Source organism: Maribacter sp. 4U21, assembly GCF_002742365.1.
GTDB lineage: Bacteria > Bacteroidota > Bacteroidia > Flavobacteriales > Flavobacteriaceae > Maribacter.
Map to the genome: position 1 here is coordinate 70,658 of NZ_MDGN01000008.1, position 24,464 is coordinate 95,121.

21 protein-coding genes and 1 pseudogene are annotated in these 24,464 nt (G+C 38.5%); 13 read left to right on the forward strand and 9 right to left on the reverse strand.

Translation table 11 applies throughout. The features are described 5' to 3' along the window. Positions 1 to 76: 76 nt before the first annotated feature. The 5 genes from BFP77_RS01295 to ychF all read right to left on the reverse strand — a co-directional run bounded on the left by BFP77_RS01295 (position 77) and on the right by ychF (position 7,450). Complete coding sequence (locus BFP77_RS01295) at positions 77 to 1,033, reverse strand: sterol desaturase family protein (RefSeq protein ID WP_099572273.1); 957 nt, start codon at positions 1,031 to 1,033, stop codon at positions 77 to 79. A 109-nt stretch (positions 1,034 to 1,142) separates the two neighbouring features. Further along, complete coding sequence (gene mscL / locus BFP77_RS01300; RefSeq protein ID WP_099572308.1) at positions 1,143 to 1,577, reverse strand: large conductance mechanosensitive channel protein MscL; 435 nt, start codon at positions 1,575 to 1,577, stop codon at positions 1,143 to 1,145. Positions 1,578 to 1,581: 4 nt separating this feature from the next. Then, positions 1,582 to 4,263 (reverse strand): DNA gyrase/topoisomerase IV subunit A, encoded by a 2,682-nt coding sequence (locus BFP77_RS01305; RefSeq protein ID WP_099572274.1) that lies wholly within the window; start codon positions 4,261 to 4,263, stop codon positions 1,582 to 1,584. 31 nt (positions 4,264 to 4,294) lie between these two features. Next, positions 4,295 to 6,151 (reverse strand): DNA topoisomerase IV subunit B, encoded by a 1,857-nt coding sequence (locus BFP77_RS01310; RefSeq protein ID WP_099572275.1) that lies wholly within the window; start codon positions 6,149 to 6,151, stop codon positions 4,295 to 4,297. Between the two features lie 204 nt (positions 6,152 to 6,355). Next, the gene (ychF, locus tag BFP77_RS01315; protein WP_099572276.1) at positions 6,356 to 7,450 is read right to left on the reverse strand and encodes a redox-regulated ATPase YchF; all 1,095 of its coding nucleotides are present in this window, start codon (positions 7,448 to 7,450) and stop codon (positions 6,356 to 6,358) included. A 187-nt stretch (positions 7,451 to 7,637) separates the two neighbouring features. On the opposite strand from ychF, the gene BFP77_RS01320 reads away from it, so the two are divergent. The 4 genes and pseudogenes from BFP77_RS01320 (at position 7,638) to BFP77_RS01335 (ending at position 13,267) form a co-directional block, all read left to right on the forward strand. Further along, entirely contained in the window at positions 7,638 to 8,216 is a 579-nt protein-coding gene (locus BFP77_RS01320; RefSeq protein WP_099572277.1) for an RNA polymerase sigma factor, read from the forward strand. Between the two features lie 66 nt (positions 8,217 to 8,282). Beyond that, positions 8,283 to 9,290, forward strand: a complete 1,008-nt coding sequence (locus BFP77_RS01325; RefSeq protein WP_099572278.1) for a FecR family protein — start codon at positions 8,283 to 8,285, stop codon at positions 9,288 to 9,290. A 342-nt stretch (positions 9,291 to 9,632) separates the two neighbouring features. Then, positions 9,633 to 12,434 (forward strand): annotated as a pseudogene (locus tag BFP77_RS01330) (TonB-dependent receptor). Between the two features lie 188 nt (positions 12,435 to 12,622). Beyond that, positions 12,623 to 13,267: a class I SAM-dependent DNA methyltransferase gene (locus BFP77_RS01335; RefSeq protein WP_257212827.1), complete on the forward strand. Its 645-nt coding sequence runs from the start codon at positions 12,623 to 12,625 to the stop codon at positions 13,265 to 13,267. Here BFP77_RS01335 and BFP77_RS01340 read toward each other — a convergent pair. Next, complete coding sequence (locus BFP77_RS01340) at positions 13,248 to 13,601, reverse strand: 4Fe-4S dicluster domain-containing protein (RefSeq protein ID WP_099572280.1); 354 nt, start codon at positions 13,599 to 13,601, stop codon at positions 13,248 to 13,250. The genes BFP77_RS01335 and BFP77_RS01340 overlap by 20 nt on opposite strands. 92 nt (positions 13,602 to 13,693) lie before the next feature. Between BFP77_RS01340 and BFP77_RS01345 the strand changes: the two genes are divergently transcribed. The 9 genes from BFP77_RS01345 (at position 13,694) to BFP77_RS01385 (ending at position 21,838) form a co-directional block, all read left to right on the forward strand. Then, on the forward strand, positions 13,694 to 14,758 hold the full coding sequence (locus BFP77_RS01345; RefSeq protein WP_099572281.1) for an acyl-CoA reductase: 1,065 nt from the start codon (positions 13,694 to 13,696) through the stop codon (positions 14,756 to 14,758). A 70-nt stretch (positions 14,759 to 14,828) separates the two neighbouring features. After that, entirely contained in the window at positions 14,829 to 15,893 is a 1,065-nt protein-coding gene (gene serC / locus BFP77_RS01350; protein ID WP_099572282.1) for a 3-phosphoserine/phosphohydroxythreonine transaminase, read from the forward strand. A gap of 2 nt (positions 15,894 to 15,895) precedes the next feature. After that, positions 15,896 to 16,846: a D-2-hydroxyacid dehydrogenase gene (locus tag BFP77_RS01355; protein WP_099572283.1), complete on the forward strand. Its 951-nt coding sequence runs from the start codon at positions 15,896 to 15,898 to the stop codon at positions 16,844 to 16,846. A 64-nt stretch (positions 16,847 to 16,910) separates the two neighbouring features. Beyond that, positions 16,911 to 17,543 (forward strand): DUF937 domain-containing protein, encoded by a 633-nt coding sequence (locus BFP77_RS01360; protein WP_099572284.1) that lies wholly within the window; start codon positions 16,911 to 16,913, stop codon positions 17,541 to 17,543. Between the two features lie 84 nt (positions 17,544 to 17,627). After that, on the forward strand, positions 17,628 to 18,080 hold the full coding sequence (locus tag BFP77_RS01365; protein WP_099572309.1) for a DUF6146 family protein: 453 nt from the start codon (positions 17,628 to 17,630) through the stop codon (positions 18,078 to 18,080). A gap of 28 nt (positions 18,081 to 18,108) precedes the next feature. Further along, the gene (locus BFP77_RS01370; protein WP_099572285.1) at positions 18,109 to 18,435 is read left to right on the forward strand and encodes a DUF6787 family protein; all 327 of its coding nucleotides are present in this window, start codon (positions 18,109 to 18,111) and stop codon (positions 18,433 to 18,435) included. 45 nt (positions 18,436 to 18,480) lie between these two features. Beyond that, entirely contained in the window at positions 18,481 to 18,786 is a 306-nt protein-coding gene (locus BFP77_RS01375) for a hypothetical protein (protein WP_099572286.1), read from the forward strand. A gap of 62 nt (positions 18,787 to 18,848) precedes the next feature. Continuing rightward, on the forward strand, positions 18,849 to 21,245 hold the full coding sequence (locus tag BFP77_RS01380; RefSeq protein ID WP_099572287.1) for a TonB-dependent receptor: 2,397 nt from the start codon (positions 18,849 to 18,851) through the stop codon (positions 21,243 to 21,245). Between the two features lie 17 nt (positions 21,246 to 21,262). Further along, positions 21,263 to 21,838: a type 1 periplasmic binding fold superfamily protein gene (locus tag BFP77_RS01385; RefSeq protein ID WP_241240857.1), complete on the forward strand. Its 576-nt coding sequence runs from the start codon at positions 21,263 to 21,265 to the stop codon at positions 21,836 to 21,838. A 6-nt stretch (positions 21,839 to 21,844) separates the two neighbouring features. On the opposite strand, the gene BFP77_RS01390 is transcribed toward BFP77_RS01385, so the two are convergent. Genes BFP77_RS01390 through BFP77_RS01400 form a run of 3 tightly spaced genes read right to left on the reverse strand, consistent with a single transcriptional unit; the run spans position 21,845 to position 24,424 of the window. Continuing rightward, positions 21,845 to 22,729 carry a sterol desaturase family protein gene (locus BFP77_RS01390; protein WP_099572288.1) on the reverse strand — a complete coding sequence of 295 codons (885 nt, stop codon included), beginning with the start codon at positions 22,727 to 22,729 and terminating at the stop codon, positions 21,845 to 21,847. Positions 22,730 to 22,732: 3 nt separating this feature from the next. Beyond that, positions 22,733 to 23,203 carry a monoheme cytochrome C gene (locus BFP77_RS01395; protein ID WP_099572289.1) on the reverse strand — a complete coding sequence of 157 codons (471 nt, stop codon included), beginning with the start codon at positions 23,201 to 23,203 and terminating at the stop codon, positions 22,733 to 22,735. Then, positions 23,204 to 24,424: a sulfite oxidase gene (locus BFP77_RS01400; protein WP_099572290.1), complete on the reverse strand. Its 1,221-nt coding sequence runs from the start codon at positions 24,422 to 24,424 to the stop codon at positions 23,204 to 23,206. Between the last annotated feature and the right edge of the window lie 40 nt (positions 24,425 to 24,464).

Below are 24,464 nucleotides of genomic sequence, written 5' to 3' on the forward strand. Positions count from 1 at the left end.
TACAATTCCGTCTATCTTACCGATTAGGATAATTAAAAGAGAATATCTATTGGGTTCCGGAAGCAGGGACCTGTTTTTAATTGGGCCTACTAAACGCCATTTCAGGATTCTCTGCTTTTTGCTTATCGAATAGTCGTTGCTGTTGTTTTACGGTCATGGTACTACCGTCATGGCTCCAACCTGGAGGGCCAAAAATATACATCAATTTGTGGGAAAGCTTATCTACCTTTTTTACATCTGCCCAAATATCCTTGAATTCGTGTGTTAGAATTACCAAGGGATTATAGGATTGAGGAGCATGGATAACACCAAACTTTACATCTACGTCATCATCCAATTCTTTCCAAGTACCAAATATCTTATCGAAGATATTGAGGAATCCACCATGATTTTTGTCAAGATATTCTACGTTTTGAGAATGATGCACTTGATGCATGGTATGTGTATTAAAAATTTTCTCCACCCAGCCCATTTTAGGAACGTATTTAGAATGTAGTTGAAACTGCCAAAAAGACTCTATCGCCAGGGCAAATATAACTACCTCTACGGGGAAACCGACAGCAGGCATCCACATATAAAAGAATGGCTTATATAGTAAAGTAAACCAGCCATTTCGTATGGCGGTACCTAAATTAAAATGATCAGAAGAATGGTGTACAATGTGCGCCGCCCACAGCACACGGATTTCATGGTTGGCCCTATGGAACCAGTAATAGGTAAAATCATCCGCCAGCTGACACAGCACAAAAACATACCATGCGTAACCAAAAGACTCATAACCCATTATATTGGTGCGGACACCATCTACCAATGGATTAAATAATTCATAAGTAAAATTGAAAACAACGATAAGTACCGTAAGCTTAATTAACGGACCTAAGATAGCCGAACCAATGCCCATTGCACCGCTCGCCATAAGATCTTTCCAAACATAAAGATCTTCATCGCCATGAGTATGACTATAGGTTAATTCTAATAAAATAAGGGCTATAAAACAGGGTACTCCGTAAATGAGGGGGTTTGTTAAATCCATTCTCTATTTCAATTTTTTGCTAAATATAGGTATTAATGCCACTACAATGTAACTTGTTTAACCTTTAAAGCCATATGAAACCGCATACAATGGCTATCGTTAAACAGGCTCATAGGTCTTTTCTATTTTGTAAAATTTGGTTCTGCTCCTTCATTAGCTTCTCCAGATTAGATAAAAGCTGAATCTGTTTAGGGGTTTCAACTTCTTTATTCTCAGGATCTTCTGCCTTGTTCTTGAATTTGTTGATGAATTTAAGCACAATGAAAATGGTAAAAGCGATAATAGAAAAATCAATAAGCACCTCCATAAATTCACCGTAGCCTATCGCCACCTCTTCAACACCTTCCGATGCAACCCTTAAAACCCATTTCTTGTTGATTAGATTAACATCGTCCGTCAACAAAGACAGGGGCGGCATGACCATCTTTTTCACCAAGGTGTTGACTACATTATTGAATGCAGTACCTATGATAATACCGATAGCCATATCTATCATATTACCCTTGACCGCAAAATTCTTAAAGTCCTGAAAAAGCTTTTTCATAGCATTAGAATAAGGTAATTTGACCTTCATCACCGTCATTACCTTTATCGAGAGAGTCCTTTTTCTTAGTAGTGTCCGGTTCTCCTTTGGTGTCCACCGATACGTCTTCCTCACCTACGACTTCCATATCTGCCGGCTCATTTAAATTTACCTCTTCATAAGGTAAAGGATCTAACGAATTGATATGCTTTACTTTTTCTGTAATCAACTGATTTCCAAGAGCTTTTATGCCTTTAACTGAAATAAAACTTTCCACTTCTATTTGAAGGCTTTCCTTTGCCTCCTTACCCCTAGGTTTTGGAAATTCTATTTCAATTAATGGCCTCCAGTCCGTTGAGATTAATTCTAAATAAGACTTAGGATGGTCAGAGATGAAGAGTTCTTCCTTCTGCTCGTTCTCTACAAGGAAACGCTTTACATAGTAGCGTTCTTTTTCTCCTTCCCAATAAATGGCCGATAAGGGCTTTGTAGGGTTCCATTTCTCCAAAACGATCATATCGTCATCAAAGCGAGAGGTTAAGATGGGGGCAATCGTTTTGACGATGCCCTTCTGCGTAACGATAAGCAAGAGGTCATCACCCCTGAACTCCCCTATCAATTCTCCCCTACCATCAACGTTAAGACGCCTCACCACGTCATCGAACCATATTTTCCTAGGCTTTAAGGTGGATACGCCTTTCTCCTTGAGTTCAATTCGTTTTACGGTGTACTTCGTTACGATATTCCCTTTGGAACCTCTCCCTTTAATTAGAACGTCCGCAAAATCGATATCCCATTTTAGTTTTTTAATACTTCCGGCCTGTCTTAAATTTACGGTAACCACTTCCGCTTCTCCATTGGGGTTTGCGGAGAAATAAAGTACTTGAGAATTAGGACTTCCAGCCGTTAAGTCGTAAGGCTTATCCCTAGTCACAGAGGTAACGTTAAAACGCTTTATATAGGTAGCTCCGCCTTTGCCGTCTTTGTAAATCAAATTGTAAGTAGTTCGCTTGTCTTTTTTCTTAAAAACGGCAACATGGATAATATTCTTCCCAATGAACGTTTTAGCATCAACTTTGGTAATCTGCATTTTACCGTCTTTGGTAAAAACGATAATATCATCGATATCACTGCAATCCGTTACGTATTCGTCCCTCCTTAGCGAGGTACCTACAAAACCTTCCTCTCTATTCACATATAGTTTGGTGTTTCTAATAACCACTTTAGTAGCTTCGATATCATCAAAAACACGAATCTTCGATTTACGCTCGCGTCCTTTACCATAGGTAGCTTTAAGATTCTTAAAATAATCTATGGCAAAATCAATAAGATGGGCCAAATGGTGCTTTACCTGAGCTATTTTCTCTTCTAAAGAGTCTAATTGTTGTTGCGCCTTATCCAAATCAAATTTGGAAATCCTTTTGATACGTATCTCCGTTAATCGTACTATGTCCTCCTCGGTAACGGCTCTTCTTAAATGCTTTGTATGAGGTTTTAGACCTTTATCAATAGCTTTTATGACGCCTTCCCAGGTCTCTTCTTCCTCTATGTCCCGGTAAATTCTGTTTTCTATGAAAATACGTTCCAATGACGCAAAATGCCATTGCTCCTCAAGTTCTGAGAGGTGAAGCTCCAACTCCTGTTTCAATAATTCTACGGTAGCATCGGTAGAGCGCTTTAACATCTCGGTTACACCAATAAAGAGGGGCTTATTATCTTCAATAATACAACCTAATGGCGATATGGACGATTCGCAAGCTGTAAAAGCATAAAGAGCATCTATGGTTTTATCGGGAGAAATTCCAGAAGGAAGATGTACTAAAATCTCAACATCGGCCGCGGTATTATCCTCTATCTTTTTTACTTTAATTTTTCCCTTGTCGTTGGCTTTTAAGATTGAATCTATTAAAGAAGAAGTATTAGTGCCATAAGGTATCTCGTTGATAACAAGCGTATTCTTATCCTGTTGAGAAATTTTAGCGCGCACCCTAATCTTACCTCCCCTAAGTCCGTCGTTATAATTGGTTACATCTATAATTCCAGATGTTGGAAAGTCCGGAACTATGGTGAAACGCTGTCCCCTTAAATGTTTAACGGACGCATCGATGAGCTCAATAAAATTATGGGGAAGAATTTTTGTAGAAAGTCCGACGGCTATCCCCTCCGCTCCCTGTGCCAACAAAAGCGGAAACTTTACGGGAAGGTTTACCGGTTCCTTTTTTCTGCCATCGTAGGATTGTTGCCATTCGGTGATTTTAGGACTGAACACTACCTCTAGCGCAAACTTGGATAAACGTGCTTCTATATATCTGGAGGCAGCAGCCCTATCCCCTGTTAAAATATTACCCCAGTTTCCTTGCGTGTCTATCAAAAGGTCTTTCTGACCTATTTGCACCATAGCGTCCGCTATACTGGCATCGCCGTGTGGGTGATACTGCATGGTGTGCCCAACAACATTGGCCACTTTATTGTAACGCCCATCGTCCAATTCTTTTAAAGAGTGCATGATTCTGCGCTGCACGGGTTTGAAACCATCTTCTATTGCAGGCACGGCACGCTCTAAGATTACGTAGGACGCGTAATCCAAAAACCAATCCTTATACATCCCGGTAACCCTGGTAAGCGCTTCGGTAGTTTCTTCCCTAGATGTCCCTTCGGATGAGGTATTATCTAACTGTTCCTCGTTCAGTTCTTCATTTTCTTCCATTCAGAAGGAATCGTATTTATTCTATTTATAATTATTTTTCTTCGATTAGATCCACCTCAACTTTTAGGTTCTCAATGATAAACTCTTGTCTATCGGAAGTATTCTTACCCATATAAAAACTCAATAGTTCTTCTATGGACATGGCCTTGTCCAACATTACCGGCTCTAATCTAATATCATCTCCTATAAAATGTTTGAATTCGTCCGGAGATATTTCTCCCAATCCCTTAAAACGTGTAATTTCCGGCTTTCCGGACAGTTTGTTAATAGCATTTTGGCGCTCTTCATCGCTGTAGCAATAAATGGTTTCCTTTTTATTTCTAACCCTAAAAAGAGGTGTTTGCAAAATGTACAAGTGATTCTCTTTTATCAACTCGGGAAAAAATTGTAAAAAGAAGGTTATCAACAACAATCGAATATGCATCCCGTCTACATCGGCATCCGTAGCGATAACGATATTATTGTAACGAAGGTCTTCCATGGACTCTTCAATATTCAAGGCTGCTTGCAAAAGGTTGAATTCCTCGTTCTCGTAGACTATTTTTTTAGACATCCCATAGGAATTCAAAGGCTTGCCCCTTAGACTAAAAACAGCTTGGGTATTCACATCTCTGGATTTGGTAATGGAACCGGAAGCAGAATCACCCTCTGTTATAAACAAAGTACTATCCAGGCGATTATCTTTTTTCATGTCGCCCAAATGCACACGGCAATCCCTTAATTTCTTATTATGGAGATTGGCCTTTTTTGCGCGGTCCTTTGCAAGCTTACGAATACCCGAAAGTTCCTTGCGCTCCTTTTCCGCCATGATAATCTTGCGCTGCAATTTATCTGCCGTCTCTGGATTCTTATGAAGGTAATTATCTAGATATTTCCCTATAAAATCATTGATATAACTGCGCACGGTAGGAAAATCCCCTCCCATCTCGGTGGAGCCTAATTTGGTTTTTGTCTGACTCTCAAAAACGGGTTCCGTGACTTTTATGGCTATGGCCGAAATGATGCTCTTTCGTATATCGGAGGCATCATAAGATTTGCCATAATAATCTCTAATGGTCTTTACGATTGCCTCCCTAAAAGCGGCTTGGTGCGTACCACCCTGGGTGGTGTGTTGTCCGTTAACAAAGGAGTGGTACTCCTCGCTATATTGAGTCTTACTATGTGTAATGGCTACTTCAATGTCATCACCTTTTAAATGGATAACGGGATACAACATATCCTCAACATTGTTATTGTCCTCTAAAAGGTCTTTCAATCCATTTTCAGAATGGAATTTTTCGCCGTTGAAAATAATAGTTAACCCGGGATTAAGGTAAACGTAATTTTTGAGCATTCGCTCTACGTATTCATTACGGTACTTGTAGTTCTTGAAAATAGTTTCATCCGGGATAAAAGTAACCTTGGTACCTTTTCGTTTAGAACTGTCCAGCGGTCCTTCTTCATGCTCTAGGTTACCACAACTGAACTGTGCAGTTTTAACTTGATTGTCACGCGAGGACTGTACTTCAAAAAAACTGGATAGGGCATTGACCGCCTTTGTACCGACTCCGTTTAATCCTACTGATTTCTTAAAGGCCCTACTATCGTACTTTCCACCGGTATTCATTTTAGAAACAACGTCCACCACTTTCCCTAGCGGAATACCACGACCATAATCGCGCACCTTTACCGTCTTATCCTTTATGACGATTTCAATGGTCTTTCCCGAACCCATCACAAATTCATCGATACAGTTGTCGATAACTTCCTTTAAGAGAATATAGATACCGTCATCGGCGGAAGAACCGTCACCCAGTTTTCCTATATACATCCCTGGACGAAGACGAATGTGTTCTTTCCAGTCTAGCGAACGTATATTATCTTCTGTATACTTGGTGTTTTGGGACATTTAACTAAAAATTATGAAAGTGTTGCTAAAGATAGCACGACTATCAAAAAGATAAAACCCCTCTTTGGTAAAGTAATTAACAATGGAATCAACGATTTTGTTGATATCAATTATGCGTACTTAGTTGTATAAACTGCAGTACCTACAGGTATTTTTGTTCAAAGCTTTGTAAAAAACATAGGAATCGGGCAAAAGCTTACATCCCTATACGTTGAACCTAAAGTGCATTACATCACCATCCTTAACGACATACTCCTTGCCTTCGACACGCATTTTACCAGCTTCTTTTACCTTGGCCTCGCTACCAAAGGTCACGTAATCCTCATAAGCGATGACTTCCGCTCGGATAAAACCTTTTTCAAAGTCCGTATGTATAACACCAGCGGCTTGTGGAGCAGTCGCTCCCACGGGAATTGTCCAAGCACGTACTTCTTTTTCGCCGGCGGTAAAATAGGTTTCCAAGTTCAATAATTTATAAGCACCACGAATCAGTTTTGCGGAACCGGGCTCCTCCAAGCCTAAATCTTCCAGGAACATCTGGCGTTCCTCATAGGTTTCCAATTCGGTAATATCGGCCTCAGTACCTACTGCGAGCACTACCACCTCCGCATTTTCATCCTTTACAGCTTCCTTGACCTTATTAACGTAAGCATTCCCATTCACCGCGGCATCTTCATCCACATTACAAACGTACATCACAGGTTTGTCCGTAATAAATTGTAACGGCGTCACATAATCTAATCTATCCTCTTTACTTATGGTTACTGCTCTGACAGAAGTACCCGCTTCTAAACCTGACTTAATGGCCAATAGTACTGCCTCTTCTTTCTGTGCTTCCTTGTTTCCGGTCTTAGCAGCTCTTTTTACTTTGTCCAATTTTTTATCTACCGTCTCCAAGTCTTTTAGCTGCAGTTCCATATCAATGGTCTCCTTATCCCTTATTGGGTTAACATTACCATCAACGTGAACAATATTGTCATTATCAAAACAACGTAGTACGTGCAAAATAGCGTCCGTTTCCCTAATATTTCCAAGAAACTGATTCCCGAGTCCCTCGCCTTTACTCGCACCCTTGACTAGTCCTGCAATATCAACTATTTCCACCGTTGCAGGAATCACTTTTTCAGGGTTTACCAATTCCTCTAACTTTTCTAACCTTGTATCCGGCACATTCACAACACCTATATTCGGTTCAATGGTACAGAATGGAAAATTTGCACTTTGTGCTTTTGCATTGGACAAACAGTTGAAGAGCGTTGACTTCCCTACGTTTGGCAATCCTACGATACCTGCTTTCATATCAGAGCTTATTTTAGCGTGCAAATATAGTTTTTACTAATAGAAATAGTTGATATTGCACACCGATTTCGGTTGTTAAATTTCTTAAATATTTGAATTAATTTGTTCACATACATCTAAAATTCATAATTTTTTAAGATATTTTTAAAAATTATTTAATACATTGATAATCCTTGCAATAAACTATATGGATATTACTACAGATGAAACACTGTTGTATTTTTTTAAAAAAGGCGATAAAAACGCTTTTAAGGTCTTATTTGAAAAGTATTACCCTCCTTTGCACGCCTACGGCGTTAAAATATCCAATGACCCTAGTATAACGGAAGATTGTTTACAAAGCTTTTTTATCTATTTGTTTGAAAAACGTAAAAAGTTAGATGATATAAAAAATCTTAAATCATATTTCTTTATTTCCTTCAAAAGAGCTTTATTAAAAAATATAAAAGAATGTAGCCGTATTAGTACTCTTGATGAATATGAACTAATGCAAAGGAATTTTGTTTTTTCCGTCGAAGAAACCAATATAATACAGGAAGTAGATTTTTTATGCACTAAAACCTTACACCATCTTTTGAATGACTTGGCACCAAGGGAAAGAGAGGTCGTTTACTTTAAATATTATGTTGGTCTAAATACTATTGATATCTCTGAGGTCATGGAAATTTCTGGGCAAAGCGTTTTGAATACTTTGCAAAAAGCAATGATAAAGCTTCGGAAAGAAGCTGAAAATCAGATGATTTCAAATATTTTGAAAAAATATTAAAAATACTTTCAAAATGTAGGGTATAAAATCCATAATTAGCACTCTTAACTATGGAATAGCTTACAAATGAAAAAATCAAATCCTTATGACGTTAATAAATTTTTAGAAGATTCTTCCTTTGTCAATTGGTCAAAAGGAATCAATAAAAATGATATTGAATATTGGAATACCTGGATACTTAATAATCCTGAATACATCGACGATGTTGAGACCGCAAAGGCCCTCATTCTGGGAATAAACTTCAATAAAAAGTTACCAACAGTTGAAAAAATTGATAAAGAACTTTCCGAAATATTACCGCTTTTAGATTCTAAAAAAAATATGGAAAGTCAGAATTTCGGCTTCCGTAAGGGGTTAAGAAATACCATCTCCTTGACATCCGCCGCTATACTATTGTCCTTGGTTTCCTGGTTTGGATTTCAATTTTACAGTGCTCAAAATACGACCATTCATAAAACCAATTACGGCGAGATTATTGATTTAAAATTACCAGATGGCACGTCTGTGGTACTCAATGGTAATTCAGAAATTAAATATAAGAAAAATGAGCCAAGAGATATATTTTTAAAAGGGGAAGCTTATTTCAATGTAAAGTCAATACCAGCAACGAGCGCAAAATTTTTTGTTCATACGGCAGATCTAAAAGTTGAAGTTCTTGGTACGCAATTTCAAGTAAGTACTAGACAAAAACAAACAAAGGTTGTTCTAGACGAGGGCTCGATACATCTTGAGCTGAATAACGGAAACGTAAAGAAAATGATTCCTGGGGAATTGATCTCTTTTTCCAAGAACGATAAAAAATTGGTGCATAAAAAAGTAACTACAGGTACTCCGTATGCCTTATGGCGAGGAGGTACGTATACTTTTAATGAGATACCATTGCAGGAAGTGATGACTAATCTGGAATTCACATATGGGCTAAAGGCAAAATATGAGACCCTAAGACTTAAAAATCTAATTATCACTGGAGGCATACCCAATTATAATCTAGAGATATGTATAGCGGCCTTAGAAAAGGCTACGGGAACTAGAATTGCACTGAAAGACAATACATTACTAATTCAAGAGAACTAACACAATTAACTTAAACTATCTATTATGAGAACAAAAAATCAAATTAAAATGCTGCTCGCAGTACTTCTTATTTCAAGTAGTATTGCCATGCAGGCTACAGAACCCCTTAAGGAAAAGCTAACTCTGGGAGAGTTTTTAAGTGAGATAAGCGCCAAGCATGAGGTTTTCTTTACGTACAACCCCAAGTTGGTTGAAACTACCAGTCTAAATCCTGAAGAATATGAATATGCAGCATTAGAGAAAATTATCGATAAACTAGAGCGAAAGACGAGTTTCGATTTTGAGTATTTAGGAAACAAGTATTATGTAGTCTACCATAAGAGAGCCGAAAAAGCAGAACTTATGAAGGCCAAATCCGTTAGTAATGGTTTGGCAAACATAGAGTTAATAAAAGAAATTCAAAACAGTGTTTCCGGTAAAGTAACGGACAGCGAGGGTTTGGCCCTTGCTGGCGTAAATATTGTAGAAAAAGGTACCACTAACGGCACCACTACGGACTTTGACGGTAACTATACCATAGATGTTACCGAAGATGCCACCTTGGTTTTTAGTTATATCGGTTTTGCTACTCAAGAAAAATCGGTTTCTGGAAACAACACTATTAATGTACAATTATCAGAAGGTGTTCAGTTAGAAGAGTTCATCGTGGTTGGTTCTAGAACTGCTCCAAGGAGTAATGCAGATACGCCTTTACCGGTTGATGTTCTATCAGTAAAAGAACTAACTTCTACAGGTCAGGTTACCTTCGATAAAGCCTTACAATATAGAATACCATCTTTTAATACCGTTCAAACCCCTGTAAATGATGCAACTTCATTATTAGACCCTTATGAAATACGTAATATGGGGCCAAGTAGAACCTTAATACTGATAAATGGAAAGCGCAAAAATTTAAGTGCCCTTTTGTACACGCAAACTTCTCCAGGAAGAGGTGAAACAGGTGCAGATATTTCCGCCATTCCAACAGATGCCATTAAAAGAGTAGAGATCCTACGTGATGGTGCCTCTGCACAATATGGTTCCGATGCTATCGCCGGTGTGATGAACATTATCTTAAAAGACAGCCCTAATGAGGGTTCGGCTACCATTCGTACAGGCATTACTTCCGAAGGAGATGGTGAGATGTTCGGTGTAGCCATTAATAATGGTAGTTCTATAGGTGAGGATAAAGGCTTCGTAAATTATACTGTTGATTTGTCAAAGGTAAATCTTGCCAACCGACCCGGTACGGTAAATGCAGCTGGTGAAGCGGCCGATTTTGGAGCTGACATTGCAGATGTACAGGAATTTTTAGGACGTCGACCTGATGCCGGAAACATTAATGGTTCGCCAGAAACAGCGGCTGCAAAATTCTCGGCCAATTTTGGATACGAATTAAGTAAAAACACCCAACTTTATGGAAATGCAGCTTATGTATATAAGTCCGTAAACAGTTTTGCCAACTATAGAACTCCTTATTGGAGAACGGTTGATGATTTTCCTTATCTAGCGGATTTTTTCCCTGGAAACAATCCTAACAACCCTAACGGTTATGATGGATATGTACCTACCTTCGAGGGGCTTTTAAGTGACTATAATGGAACTGTTGGTTTCAAATCTATCATTAACGATTGGAATATTGACGCCAGTTTCACTACGGGTGGAAATCTTCAAACATACAAGGTGAATCAAACGCACAATAGAAATGTTGTTTTTTCCCCATCAACCTGGGTAGATACTAATGGCAATGGTACTATTGATGATGGAGAGGTTACCGAAGGTTCAGAACTTTATAGGGCAAATAGTCAGCAATCGTTTGACCCAGGTGGAACTAAATTTTCACATAATGTTGGTAACATAGATATTTCAAGAATACTTTCGGATAAAATAAGTATCGGTGTAGGTGCCGAGTTTAGAACCGAAACATTTGAAGTGATTGAAGGAGAATTAGCATCTTATGATGGTGGCGGTGCCGATTCATTTGCCGGTGCCTCACCTCAAAACTCAGGTAAATTCAACCGTTATAATATTGGTGGTTACTTTAGTTTTGACTATGATGTTTCTGATGCCTTCTTATTAAGTGGTACGATTAGAACCGAAAACTATTCCGATTTTGGTAATGCATTTGTGTATAAGGTCAGCTCTCGTTATAAAGTAAGCGATGCTTTTACATTAAGAGGGTCTATTTCTTCCGGTTTCAGGGCTCCTACCCTACATCAGATATTTACCCAAAAGGCTCAATACAGCTTTATTCCTGGACAAGGTATTCAAGTGGGTGGGTTGATCAATAATGTTTCTACACAGGCAAAATTATTGGGAATACCACAATTGGATGCTGAAACATCCAACAACTTCACAGTTGGATTTGGTGGCAAAATTTCAAACAAATTCACCTATACTCTTGATTACTAAAATATTGCAGTGAAAGACCGTATTGTACTAAGTACTGAAATAGGACCCACCGCTGCCGGTAATACGGCATTGGATGACATCCTTAATAGTAACAACCTATCCGATGTTAGTTTCTTCGCCAATGCTATCGACACCAAAACTTCTGGGATTGACGTAGTTCTTGCATATAAAGATGTAGTAATAGGTGAAGGTAGTCTTGACATTAACTTATCTGGTAATTACACGATTCAAAATGAACGAGATGGTGAAGTGAATAATCCTACGCTTGTTGAGCAAGCAGGTCAATCAGTTGTGAATCAGACGCAAGAAGCGTTGTTCTTTACATCTCGTCCTGTTACCAAATGGATTTTAGGCGCTAACTACAACATTAATAAATTCAGTTTTTCATTGAACAATACATATTTTGGAAAAACTAGTTTTTTCCAACAAGGATTAAGTACTGATGCTAACGGTAATTTCAATTTAGGAACGGAGTTCACTCCTAAAATTGTTACAGATTTAGGTGTTAATTACAATGCGACCGATAAATTCACAATTGCACTAAATCTCAACAATATATTGAATGTACTACCAGAGTGGAGTTTTGTTTCTCAAAACGCTGCTGGCGATGCGATTTTGGCAGATGCCGCTCAAACTCAAAATCAGTCTAACTTAATTACATTCAATCAGCGTTATTCTCAAATGACCTATGACGGATATCATTTTAGCCAGTTAGGTGCTATGTTCAATTTGTCATTGAATTACAAGTTCTAGGTTAATATCTCTTTAATTTATTCAAGAAGCTACCTACTTTTAGGTAGCTTTTTTTATTTATAACTATGGGCAATCTATATGGAAGTGAATTGGCAAAAACCTATGACGAAATTTATCAAGGTTTTATCGATTAGACATAAGAGTATAGGTATTATGCTTCGATTTGCAGAGAATACCGTACCGATAACATACTCGAAATAGCTTGCGGCTCCGGTAATTTGGCAGAAAGTTTCTTGAAAAATTTTGTATCGTATGTTGGTCTTGATTATAGCAGACCAATGCTTAAAATCGCCAAGGAGAAGTGTCCTGAAAGAAAATTTCTTTATGGAGATATGAGAAATTTCAATGCGGATAAACTATTTAACGCCATATTGATTACAGGAAGATTCACTAGTTATTTCCTGACCGATGATGATTTTTACCAGACCTTTGATTATGTTAGAAGGGCGCTACAAACTAAAGGTGTTTTCATTTTTGACTTTATTGATGCGAATCGTTTTTCACTCTACATAACATCCAACCCAAAAGCAGTTCATAAAAGCCTAGTCACTGGCAAACAATACCTACGAGAATCGAAATGGAAAAACAGCAACAGGGGTAGTATTAGTTTGGTAAATTGGACGGCGGATTATTATAGTATTCAACAAACCAATAAAACTTTTCTTGGGAACGACACTAGTGTATTTAGAACTTTCATCTTAGATGAAATAAAAGAACTCCTAAAAACAAAAGGATTTAAAATAATAGAATGTTTTGATTGTAGAACTTATGCGTTCGACACGTTCGTAGTAGTTTGTAAAAAGCTAGAAAAAACTACTCCTCCGGATGCATAAATCGTTGCTTCGCAAGTAGTACTTCCTCAGATTCTACATAATCTTCATCAGGCACACAACAGTCTACTGGGCAAACAGCGGCGCATTGCGGTTCTTCATGGAAGCCCATGCATTCCGTACACTTATCCGGCGCAATATAATATACTTCATCACTTATCGGTTCTTGGACCACATCGGCGTTTACGGCCTTTCCGTTTGGCAGTACCACGTCTCCTTCTAAAGAAGTACCATCACTGTATCTCCATTCATCAGCACCTTCATAGATTGCCGTGTTAGGACATTCTGGTTCACATGCCCCACAATTGATACATTCGTCTGTTATTATAATAGCCATGATTTTCTTTTTCTTATGAAATATCCAAAAAAGTTCTGGACATGCTTATTTTTGCACAAAGGTAATTCCTAATACTTCCTTTTACAAATATAATGACCAAGTCCAACCCCAACGTAGAAGCTTTTGTTAAACTTGGAGAATTTCTCCGCTTATTTTGTGATTTTACATCTAACGGGCAGGTAGCTGAAACCACGAATAGCAAATGGATCAACAAATTCAACGAAGTTGCCAATAGCGCTCGCCACCATAACGGCTGGTTTACCAAAGAAAACGTACTTTTCGCTTTTAAGCAGTGGGGTATAATATTGACCCGAGAAAATTTAGAGACATGGTTAGCTTCTTACGATTTAAAAAAGAATAAAACCAAACAGGTTGCACTGATTATGGCCGGTAATATTCCCTTGGTCGGTTTTCACGATTTGCTTTCCGTATTAATTACCGGAAACAAAGCAATTATAAAACTATCCAGTAATGACACCTTGCTAATTCCGCTTATAGCAAAATACTTAATTGATATAGAACCTTCTTTTAAAGATAGCATCAACTTTACTGAGGGGCGCTTGACCGACTTTGATGCGGTGATAGCAACAGGAAGCAATAATACAGCACGATATTTTGAATATTACTTTGGTAAAAAACCGAATATCATTAGAAAGAATAGAAATTCTGTTGCTGTGCTAAACGGGAATGAAACAAATGCTCAGTTAGAGGCGCTTGGCGAGGATATTTTCAGGTATTATGGTTTAGGATGTAGAAGTGTTTCTAAACTGTTTGTACCCAAGGATTACGATTTTGATAAATTCTTTAAGGCAATGTTCAGATACAGGGACATTGTAAACCAAACCAAGTATGCTAATAACTACGATTATAACAAGGCCGTTTACTTAATGAGCGAATTTAAAATTCTGGATAACGGATTTTTACTTCTGAAGGAAGATAAAAGTCACGCCTCCCCCATTGCCTCGGTTTTTTATGAAACCTATGATTCGAAGGCCACTGTCCAAGAACGACTTCAGAAGGATGCGGAAGCTATTCAGTGCGTAGTCGCCTCTGGGTTCACAATAGCGGAAATTCCGTTTGGAAAAACACAAAGCCCTTCACTGTCCGACTATGCGGATGGAATAGACACTGTTGAATTCCTGTTAAAAACATCCTAGAAAATTTTTGAATACATCACCGTTCTTATCTTCAAATTCCTGACCTTTAACATCTTAAATAATAATTAAAATGAAGAAGCATAATTTCAGTGCCGGACCCTGTATTTTACCAAAAGAGGTGCTGCTCAAAGCATCAGAAGCCGTAATGGATTTCAACGGTTCCGGGCTTTCATTAATAGAAATATCACATCGTAGTAAGGATTTTGTCGCTGTAATGGAGAAAGCCAGAGCTTTGGCCTTAGAATTGCTGGGTCTGGAGGGAAAGGGCTATAAAGCTTTATTCTTACAAGGTGGGGCAAGTATGGAATTTCTTATGGTGGCCTATAATCTTTTAGAAAAAAAAGCAGGTTATTTAAATACAGGAACTTGGAGCGATAAAGCCATAAAGGAAGCGAAATTGTTCGGTGAAATTATTGAGGTTGGGTCATCAAAAGATGAGAATTTCAATTATATCCCAAAGGGATATAGCGTTCCTGACGGGCTAGATTATCTACATCTAACCTCTAACAACACTATTTTCGGCACACAGATAAAGAAGTTTCCAAAGACGGACGCACCGCTAGTCTGTGATATGAGTTCGGATATTTTTTCTAGAACACTAGACTTTTCACAGTTTGATTTAATTTACGCTGGGGCCCAAAAGAATATGGGGCCGGCCGGTACAACTTTGGTTGTTATCAAAGAGGACGTTTTGGGTAAAGTTAGCCGAAAAATACCATCAATGTTAGATTATCAAGTTCACATTGGTAAAGATAGCATGTTCAATACGCCAGCGGTTTTTCCAGTTTATACTTCCATGCTTACTTTGGAATGGCTGAAAAATATAGGAGGTATTTCTGCAATTGAAGAAATCAATGAAAAGAAGGCACAACTCCTCTATTCGGAAATTGATTTAAATCCTGTTTTCGAAGGTTATGCCAGCAAGGCCGACCGCTCTTTAATGAATGCCACCTTTAACATCACCGACGAAGCTTTAAAAGAGACCTTTGACAACATGCTTTACGAAGCGGGTATCAATGGTTTAAATGGTCATCGCTCCGTGGGTGGTTACAGAGCAAGTATGTATAACGCTCTGTCCTTAGATAGCGTAGGTGTTTTGGTAGATGTAATGAGTGAAATGGAACGTAAGGGATAGTCATGAGGATTCTAGCAAACGACGGAATATCGCAGTCGGGAATAACAGCTTTAGAAAAAGAAGGTTTTGAGGTTTTCACCACCAATGTGGCTAAGGAGCAGCTGTCCAACTTTATCAATGAAAAGAAGGTAACTGGTCTTTTGGTGAGAAGCGCCACAGAAGTAAGAAAAGACCTTATAGATGCTTGCAAGGGTTTAAAACTAATTGGTCGTGGAGGCGTAGGTATGGATAATATTGATGTGACTTACGCAAAGAGCAAAGGGATTCACGTTATCAATACTCCGTCAGCGTCATCTTCATCCGTTGCGGAACTGGTCTTTGCGCATTTATACGGTGGAGTGCGGTTTCTATACGATGCAAACCGGAACATGCCGTTAGATGGAGACACCAAGTTTAAACAACTTAAAAAATCTTACGGAAAAGGTAGGGAGCTAAGAGGCAGCACTCTTGGTATCATAGGATTTGGCAGAATTGGTCAAGCCACAGCGAAAATTGCGCTTGGCGTGGGAATGAAAGTGATTTATCACGACCCTTACCTCGAAGAATGCAAGTTGCAGTTATCGTTCTTCGATGACCAAAAAATTGACTTCCAACTAAAAAGTACGAATAAGGAATCATTACTTCAAAATTCAGATTTTATTACGACTCATGTTCCTGCTCAAAAAGACTATGTTATAGGGGTCGAGGAATTTGAAATGATGAAGGACGGTGTTGGAATAATAAATGCGGCAAGAGGTGGGGTTATTGATGAAGTCGCCCTAATCGATGCTATAGAAAATAAAAAGGTATCCTTTGCCGGTCTAGATGTCTTTGAATCAGAGCCTAGTCCGGAAATACGTATTTTAATGCATCCTAGTATTTCGCTTACACCGCACATTGGTGCTGCTACAGGAGAGGCGCAGGATAGGATTGGATTGGAGTTAGCAGCACAAATAACCAAATTGTTAAAATAGCTGTTTAACGTTTTCAAAGTCTTTTTTTGTACATTACGCACTAAACATTAAATTAACTAATAAAATGTCAGGATTACTAGATTTACTAAACAGCCCAATGGGCAAACAATTAATAAGTGGAGTTGCTGGTCAGACACAACAGCCAGAAAATAAGACAGCAGATGTATTGAGCATGGCAATGCCCTTACTTTTAGGAGCTATGAAAAAGAACGTTTCCTCTCCGGATGGAGCTGCCGGGTTAATGAGTGCCTTATCCGGAAAACATGATGGTAGCATTCTAAATGACTTGGGAAGTCTTTTTGGAGGTGGTGTTGATGATTCCGTAATGCAAGACGGTGCAGGAATACTAGGTCACGTTTTCGGAAACAAACAGCCACAAGTAGAAAATGCGCTTAGCCAGAAATCTGGTTTGGACGCAGGTTCAGTAGCCCAAATATTGAAAATAGCCGCTCCAATTGTAATGGGCTTCTTAGGAAAGCAAACGGCTCAAAGCAACGTTAGCGACTCAAACGGAATGAACGCCCTGCTGGGTAGTATGCTTGGTGGTCAACCTCAAGAAAACCAAAGCCTAATTACTACTTTGTTAGATGCGGATGGAGATGGAAGTATTCTGGACGACGTAGCAGGTATGGTTATGGGAAGCAATAAGAAAAAAGGGGGTCTAGGTGGTCTTCTTGGCGGATTATTCGGTAAATAAAATTCTTAACTTATTTTAACAAAGGCCATTTGTAATAGCAAATGGCTTTTTTTGTACATTAAGGGGATGAAAAAGAAAATAACAATGAGAAAAATCTTCACAGTTCTAACGATTTTTACAGGTCTTCTTTTAGTATCCAATTGCGGAAGCTCTAAAGAATCCCTAACCATCTCAGAAGAAGAAAAAAAAGCTTTTGCGGCTGTCGAGGGCGATACCGTTAAAATTTCCAATGAAGAAACGGAATATGAGATTATTATCATCGACCCAGGTTTCTATACATGGTTAAACTCCATTGCTAGACCAGAGGGCTACTATTCCAAAACCTTCTTAGAAAATCGAAATCAGTTATTGGTGCTAAATTGGAATCAAAGAGCGATTACACCGAACCAATACGACCCAAACCTATATCTAATGCAAATAGATTATAAACCCGGCATAGACTATGGTTACGAGGTTAATTATAAATTATACAATTACTTTATTTTTTTTCAAAGGAAATATAATCAGCGTTTAGGACCTTTTGTTCCTCGCATTTAAGAAGTACCTTTACCTACTTTAGAAAGCCATGGAAAAATTAAAGGAACGCTGGGGAATTACAAGTAATTTTCAGCTGATTATTATATTTGTAGTATTTGCCATTACAGGTTCTTCCTCTGTTTATGTCGCCAAGCCGTTCCTTTCTTTTATTGGAATGGATAAAGGTAACTTCCCGCAAGAGTGGTGGGGCCAAACCTTGTATTGGATTTTGCGCATTCTACTCATATTCCCCTTTTATCAAATACTTCTGGTAATTTATGGTTGGTTATTCGGTCAGTTTAAATTCTTTTGGGCTTTTGAAAAGAAAATGTTGGGCAGAATGGGGCTGAATTTTCTACTGAAGGATAAGAGTTAAGTTTTCTTTAACAAAAATATCTGTCGCTTTCTTTATTTTCGCAATGTGGAAAAGAAATTTATTTCAAATAGTATAGCATTCCTATTGTTTGCTTTAATGATACTTAAAGTATCATCCTTCCATGTATACACACATCAAGATGATGCACAAGATACTATTGAAAACTGTGCTGTTTGCGATGTGGCTATTGAGAATCAGGATATAGATTTTATTGTACCTGTACCACTAGCAAATACTACCACAGTACCTTTATGTGCTTTTAATGAACAACCGGTCATTAAAGACATAACTATTTCTTCTTTCTTCTTACGCAATAGCTTCTTTGGTAGACCACCCCCGCAAGTAGGGTAATCTGCACGAACAAGTTATGGTCAATTGTCTTCATTGACTTATTTAAGCGTAATTACTTCTTAATGAAATATAGTATACTTCTATTTATTGCCTTTGCATTTGGTAATACTTTAATGGCTCAAGAATGTAGCTCCATTTTAATAGGGGAAATTGTCGATTTTCATGACAATAGTCCCTTATCCGGCGCTACTGTGACCATTACGGGTACCTCCAAGCAACTCATTTCCTCGGCCGAAGGCAAATTCACCTTTAAAGATATCTGCGATGGTGTTATAGAACTAGAGGTATCACATCCAGATTGTAAGTCACAATTTAAAACTGTTAGAATCAACGGTGATACTTACGAAAAAATCAGATTGGAACACCATTTAGAGGAATTGGATGAGGTTAAGGTTACTGGCACTGCGGACAATATTACGACATCTGCGCAAGAAGACAGACTAAGCTTAGTAGAGGTAGAAAAGTTCAGTGGGGCTAGTTTGGGTGATGCCTTAAAGACAATGACCGGCGTTTCCTCGTTAAATACGGGAGCAAATATCGTAAAACCTGTGATACAAGGACTTAACGGAAGTAGAATACTTATACTGAACAATAATGTTCGTATGCAAGATATGGAATGGGGCGAAGAACACGCGCCAAACGTGGATATCAATGCCAATCAGAACATTAGTATAATTAAAGGTGCCGCAGCGTTAGAATACGGCGGAGATGCTATTGGTGGTGTTATTATCATGAATCCTTTGGCGGTAATCCGAAGTGATTCACTCTATGGAAAAACCCAGATGAACCTCTTTTCCAATGGTCGCGGTGGCAACCTAACTTCTACTTTGGTAAAATCTTATGAATCCGGGTTATATATAAAAGGACAAGGTTCCTACAAAAGGTTAGGTGACTTGGAGGCGCCCGACTACTTATTGTCCAATACGGGTGTTCAAGAAAAAGGTATTGTTTTTTCAATCGGCAAACGTGACTTCGTTCAGGGGTGGGAAGCCTACTACTCACTATTTGATTCCGATATAGGAATTTTAAGAGCCTCACATATTGGTAACGTAGATGACCTAATAGAAGCAATTAATAGCGAAGAACCGAGCATTATCAATGACTTTAGTTATGACATCATTAGACCCAACCAAGAAGTAACCCATCATCTTGGAAAACTAAACTATTATAGACGTTTCGAGGGTTTAGGAAAATGGTCCGTACAGTATGATTTTCAAAGAAACCGCAGATTGGAATATGATGTGCGTGTAGGCTCCGATGCAAATAAAGCCTCTATTGATTTAAGCCTTACGACGCATTCGTTATCTACTGACATAAAAATTGACTCCAACAAAGATCTAGACCTCAAAATTGGGCTTTTAGGCAGGTACCAATCTAATTTTGCTAATCCGGCGACCGGTGTTAGAAGACTCATACCTGATTATGACAAATATGATTTTGGTGTTTTTTCTATTGCTGAATATGAAATTAATCCTCAAATCACGTTCGAAGCAGGTTTACGGTATGACTTTACTCGCATAAATGCTAAGAAGTTCTACAGGACATCTCGCTGGGAAGAACGAGGGTACGATGATGATTTTAGTGATATTATACTGGACGATTTAGGCACCCAGTTATTGACCAATCCAATTTTTGATTATCACAATGTGTCAGCTACAGGAGGATTAAAATATAATTTTAGTAGTAATGATCTTGTTCGTTTAAACTATTCCTTTTCCCAAAGAGCGCCAAACCCATCAGAGTTGTTCAGCGATGGCCTCCACCACTCTGCAGCTCGGATAGAACTCGGGGATTTAAGGGTTAAAAGTGAATCCGCCTCTAAAATTTCGGTATCCCTTGAAAAGACAGGAAATAACTGGGGTTATACTATTGCGCCGTTCCTGAACAATATAAATGATTTCATAATTTTGGAACCAACAGGGGTAGAGTTTACCATACGTGGTGCCTTCCCGGTGTGGTCATACCGCCAAACCAATGCCCAACTTCTAGGAATAGATGCCGCTATATATAGTAAATGGTCTTCCGCAATTAGAACAGACCATAAATTTTCGTGGGTTCGCGGAACGGATAGGGAAACCGATATTCCATTGATCAATATTCCCGCCGCTAACTTGAGTAACGTTATAAGTTATAGCAATTCTAAGTGGAAGAACCTGAACATCTCTTTGGAAAGTCAGTATGCTTTTGAGCAACAAAGGTTCCCACCGAATATTCAAGTTTTTTCACCACAGCAACAACAAGAGGTAGCGCTAAACATTAATACGCCACCAGAAGCTTACCATTTACTGGCTTTGGATATAGAAACATCCTTTACCATAACCAATGATAACGATTTTAAAATAGGCTTAAGAGCTACTAATTTATTAAACACAAATTACCGAGACTATTTAAATCGCCAACGCTATTTCGTTGATGATTTAGGTAGGAATATAAGTTTACGTCTAATCTATAATTATTAATTTAAATTAAATCCTTTATGAAAACAATTGCTAATTTAAACATGAATTTCAATGCAAAAACAGTGCTTGCACTTTTGACAGTAGGACTACTTACATTCTCCTGCTCCAATGACGACGACGACCCGGAAGCAGTGGACGAGGAAGAAGTTATTACCACCATGAACATAACACTCACAGCGGCAAGTGGAAACATTACCTTACAATCACAAGATTTAGATGGTGACGGTCCTAACGCTCCTATAATTGATATATCAGGTAATTTGGCTGCCAACACTGTATATGCTGGAAGCATAGAACTGTTGAACGAGACGGAAACTCCCGCTGAAGATGTAACCTTAGAAGTTGCTGAAGAAGATGATGAACACCAGTTTTTCTTTGCTACAACAGGTGGCTTAACTAGTGCTGATTATGCCGACGAAGATGGTGACGGAAATCCCTTGGGAATTTTGTTCACTTTAACTACCGGAGACGCTGGGAACGGTACTTTACAGGTAACCTTACGTCATGAGCCGAAAAAACCAAATGATGGTACCCTTTCCGATGCAGGAGGAGAGACCGATATTGCACAAACATTCAATGTGGTAGTAGAATAATTAGAATTATAAATCCTTCGGTTTTGATTTTCCAAAACCGAAGGTTATTTGTTTCCAAAAGCTAGTGGGAATTTCTTCGTCCCCTTCAAAGCCTAAAAGAACTTGTCCACTCTCTTCAGGGATGTAGTTTGTTTTAAAGATATAGTCCCAAAGACTAAGGCTAATACCAAAATTAACTCCAAATTTACCCTCAGGTAATTTATAAGCATGATGATATAAATGCATCACGGGATTATTTAATAGATATTTAAAAGGACCCCACGATAATTTGATATTGGAATGATTAAGGTGGCCAATGGCAATGGCTATAAAATGTACAATGAAAGCCTGTTCAGGCTCAAAACCTCCCAGAAGCATTACAGCGATAGTTTTCAAGGGCTTATAAAAAATATTCTCCATCCAATGATAGCGCAAATGTGCTGCAAAACCCATTTCCTTTACACTATGGTGAATTTTATGAAATTGCCATAAGAAAGGATATTTATGAAGCAAAATGTGGGTAAACCACTGCACGAAATCCAAGAGCACAAAGAACGTAACCAGTTGAAGCCATCCTGGCATATCTGATAGGTTTATAAACGCGATACTGTCCATTTCAATTTTATAACCACGGAAAACTAGTTCGAGTACTTTATAAACACCACTTATAGCTATATTAAAGAGAAAAAAATTAAAGAACATATAAAAACCATCTAGCCAAAAGTCCTTTCGAAAGATAGACTGGTTTTTTCTCCACGGGAATAGTATTTCTAAACCCCATACCAAAAGTGAAATCAATATTAGGCCCCAGAAATAATTGATGTACCAGGGTACTTCAAAGATAATGGACTTCCATGTCCAATGAAGACTTCCTTTTACCGCAGAAATAAACGCTTCTAAAAATTGTTGCATCCCCTACTCTTCTAAATTATACCAATCAATGGCAGTGAGTGCTTGTCGCCGACCTTTTTTCAGAACAGGATAATTTGTAGTCAGGTAATTTATTATAATCTCCTCATTATCTCCTAATTCCCATAACCCTTGTTCTTCTTGCATCCATCTTAGAGTTGCTTCCCACTGGGCCTTACCCATTCTATTCTGTGTAACTAATTGAGCTGAATGGCATGTAGTACAATTATTAACAACGGTCATTAACCCTTCTGCCTCCAACAAACCTGTTCTTACGTGAATACCGTCTACTATGGCGTTTGGATTTTCAGCTTTAAGTACCTTCTCCCCTCCTGAAATGTTATCCGGAGCCTTATCCATAAATTCTGTTGGATGTTCTACATAAAAAAAATATAGAACAGCAACGGATAATACAAGAAGTAAAACAATGACAAATCCGTAACTACTTCTATTGGTTTTTTTATTTCTATCGCCCATTTAAACAACCTTTACCGCTATTCTATGACAAGCATTATTTAAATAACCTTTAGGGTTCCATCCCGGAAGTATCATAGGTTGCTTTTTTCCAGCAGTATCGGTTGCCCTTGCCCAAACCTCATAATATCCCGTCTTAGGAAATGAAACCCTAGCTTCAAAATGTTGCCACGCCAAACGATTTATTGGTTTTTTTAATTGTGCGGTTTTCCATGAGTTTCCGAAATCAATGGAGTATTCCAATTTAGAAACTTCCAACTCGCCGGCCCATGCATGTCCCTTAATGGTTAAATTACTATCCCCTTTGATTATCGCTCCTGTCTTTGGATAGGTAATGAGGGATTTAACCGGCATAGATTCTATAATACACATGTTTTCATCCGCAACTTTCTCACCGGGAGCTACCGTTTCACAAGGAACCCGATAAGAGCTACCGCCCATTTTTTCACCATCATGCACTTTATTGCGCACACTAATTCCCGTTAACCATTTTCCCGAAACAGAAGCTGGCCAACCACCCGCTACTAATCGTAATGGAAAACCATGGGCCAAAGGAATATCTTTGCCGTTCATCTCATAAGCTAGAAGCGTCTCTTCTTGTATTGCCTTGGCTATTGGCACTCCTCTAGAAATGGGCTTTTTATTAGGGTTACGGCTTAAGTGAATATCCGCTCCATGGTAACCGATATAAACAGCATTGTCTGTTATTCCAACGTCATCCAGAATATCTTTTAACCTCACACCAGTCCACTTTGCGCAAGAAACAGCACCAATTGTCCATTGATTTCCTTTGGCCGGTGGATTAAATTCGCTACGGCCATTTCCTCCACATTCTAGGGTAAGTTGGTAAGTGTAGGGTTTAAATTTGGTCTTTAGTTCATGGAGCGAATACACTTTAGAATTTTTTACCGATTCTCCATCAATCTTTAGGCTCCACTTAGTACTATCAATATGCTCAGGAATTAAGCCATTATTTCTAATGAACATGTATTTATTAGGCGTAACGGCGTCATTCAATAAATGTGCTTGGGCTTCCATATTCCATGGTTTATCATTTAAAACCACCATTTCCGGATGCTTATGAAATAATTTAAAGGGGTCTGTATCTTGTAGTGCGATTGGTAGATATCCTTTGGGCATCAACTCCTTATAAACAATATCTACTCCAAGCAACGCAGAGAATGCGCCTATACTTGATTTTTTAATAAAATTTCTTCTTTCCAAGGCGTAAAAGATCTGCCTTAAAGTTACACTTTTTAGCGAA

Excerpts from the sequence above, each read along its gene's own strand:
- ychF (WP_099572276.1), bottom strand. The coding sequence starts at position 7,450 with ATGAAAGCAGGTATCGTAGGATTGCCAAACGTAGGGAAGTCAACGCTC.
- BFP77_RS01360 (WP_099572284.1), top strand. The coding sequence starts at position 16,911 with ATGTCAGGATTACTAGATTTACTAAACAGCCCAATGGGCAAACAATTA.
- BFP77_RS01380 (WP_099572287.1), top strand. The coding sequence starts at position 18,849 with ATGAAATATAGTATACTTCTATTTATTGCCTTTGCATTTGGTAATACT.
- BFP77_RS01385 (WP_241240857.1), top strand. The coding sequence starts at position 21,263 with ATGAAAACAATTGCTAATTTAAACATGAATTTCAATGCAAAAACAGTG.
- BFP77_RS01345 (WP_099572281.1), top strand. The coding sequence starts at position 13,694 with ATGACCAAGTCCAACCCCAACGTAGAAGCTTTTGTTAAACTTGGAGAA.
- BFP77_RS01305 (WP_099572274.1), bottom strand. The coding sequence starts at position 4,263 with ATGGAAGAAAATGAAGAACTGAACGAGGAACAGTTAGATAATACCTCA.
- BFP77_RS01355 (WP_099572283.1), top strand. The coding sequence starts at position 15,896 with ATGAGGATTCTAGCAAACGACGGAATATCGCAGTCGGGAATAACAGCT.
- mscL (WP_099572308.1), bottom strand. The coding sequence starts at position 1,577 with ATGAAAAAGCTTTTTCAGGACTTTAAGAATTTTGCGGTCAAGGGTAAT.
- BFP77_RS01295 (WP_099572273.1), bottom strand. The coding sequence starts at position 1,033 with ATGGATTTAACAAACCCCCTCATTTACGGAGTACCCTGTTTTATAGCC.
- BFP77_RS01390 (WP_099572288.1), bottom strand. The coding sequence starts at position 22,729 with ATGCAACAATTTTTAGAAGCGTTTATTTCTGCGGTAAAAGGAAGTCTT.
- BFP77_RS01365 (WP_099572309.1), top strand. The coding sequence starts at position 17,628 with ATGAGAAAAATCTTCACAGTTCTAACGATTTTTACAGGTCTTCTTTTA.
- BFP77_RS01310 (WP_099572275.1), bottom strand. The coding sequence starts at position 6,151 with ATGTCCCAAAACACCAAGTATACAGAAGATAATATACGTTCGCTAGAC.
- BFP77_RS01325 (WP_099572278.1), top strand. The coding sequence starts at position 8,283 with ATGAAAAAATCAAATCCTTATGACGTTAATAAATTTTTAGAAGATTCT.
- BFP77_RS01340 (WP_099572280.1), bottom strand. The coding sequence starts at position 13,601 with ATGGCTATTATAATAACAGACGAATGTATCAATTGTGGGGCATGTGAA.
- BFP77_RS01370 (WP_099572285.1), top strand. The coding sequence starts at position 18,109 with ATGGAAAAATTAAAGGAACGCTGGGGAATTACAAGTAATTTTCAGCTG.
- BFP77_RS01320 (WP_099572277.1), top strand. The coding sequence starts at position 7,638 with ATGGATATTACTACAGATGAAACACTGTTGTATTTTTTTAAAAAAGGC.
- serC (WP_099572282.1), top strand. The coding sequence starts at position 14,829 with ATGAAGAAGCATAATTTCAGTGCCGGACCCTGTATTTTACCAAAAGAG.
- BFP77_RS01395 (WP_099572289.1), bottom strand. The coding sequence starts at position 23,203 with ATGGGCGATAGAAATAAAAAAACCAATAGAAGTAGTTACGGATTTGTC.